Genomic DNA, 1,034 nt, shown 5'->3' on the forward strand with positions numbered 1-1,034 from the left:
TGTGATGGGGAAGCTCCTTATGGAGCGAAGTCTTTGATTCCCCGCTGCCAAGAAAAGCTTCTAGCGAGATAAAAGGTGCCTGTACCGCAAACCGACACAGGTAGGCGAGGAGAGAATCCTAAGGTGTGCGAGAGAACTCTGGTTAAGGAACTCGGCAAAATGACCCCGTAACTTCGGGAGAAGGGGTGCTTTCTTAACGGAAAGCCGCAGTGAATAGGCCCAAGCGACTGTTTAGCAAAAACACAGCTCTCTGCGAAGCCGTAAGGCGAAGTATAGGGGGTGACACCTGCCCGGTGCTGGAAGGTTAAGGAGAGGGGTTAGCGTAAGCGAAGCTCTGAACTGAAGCCCCAGTAAACGGCGGCCGTAACTATAACGGTCCTAAGGTAGCGAAATTCCTTGTCGGGTAAGTTCCGACCCGCACGAAAGGTGTAACGATTTGGGCACTGTCTCAACCAGAGACTCGGTGAAATTATAGTACCTGTGAAGATGCAGGTTACCCGCGACAGGACGGAAAGACCCCGTGGAGCTTTACTGTAGCCTGATATTGAATTTTGGTACAGTTTGTACAGGATAGGCGGGAGCCATTGAAACCGGAGCGCTAGCTTCGGTGGAGGCGCTGGTGGGATACCGCCCTGACTGTATTGAAATTCTAACCTACGGGTCTTATCGACCCGGGAGACAGTGTCAGGTGGGCAGTTTGACTGGGGCGGTCGCCTCCTAAAGTGTAACGGAGGCGCCCAAAGGTTCCCTCAGAATGGTTGGAAATCATTCGTAGAGTGCAAAGGCATAAGGGAGCTTGACTGCGAGACCTACAAGTCGAGCAGGGACGAAAGTCGGGCTTAGTGATCCGGTGGTTCCGCATGGAAGGGCCATCGCTCAACGGATAAAAGCTACCCCGGGGATAACAGGCTTATCTCCCCCAAGAGTCCACATCGACGGGGAGGTTTGGCACCTCGATGTCGGCTCATCGCATCCTGGGGCTGTAGTCGGTCCCAAGGGTTGGGCTGTTCGCCCATTAAAGCGGTACGCGAGCT

At 54.0% G+C, this 1,034-nt stretch carries 1 rRNA gene; it reads left to right on the forward strand.

Annotation, left to right across the window (positions count from 1 at the left end):
* A 23S ribosomal RNA gene (locus tag PDL00_RS34675) occupies positions 1-1,034 on the forward strand; the annotation flags it as partial.

This window comes from Bacillus cereus group sp. TH152-1LC (assembly GCF_027710505.1).
Lineage (GTDB): Bacteria > Bacillota > Bacilli > Bacillales > Bacillaceae_G > Bacillus_A > Bacillus_A mobilis.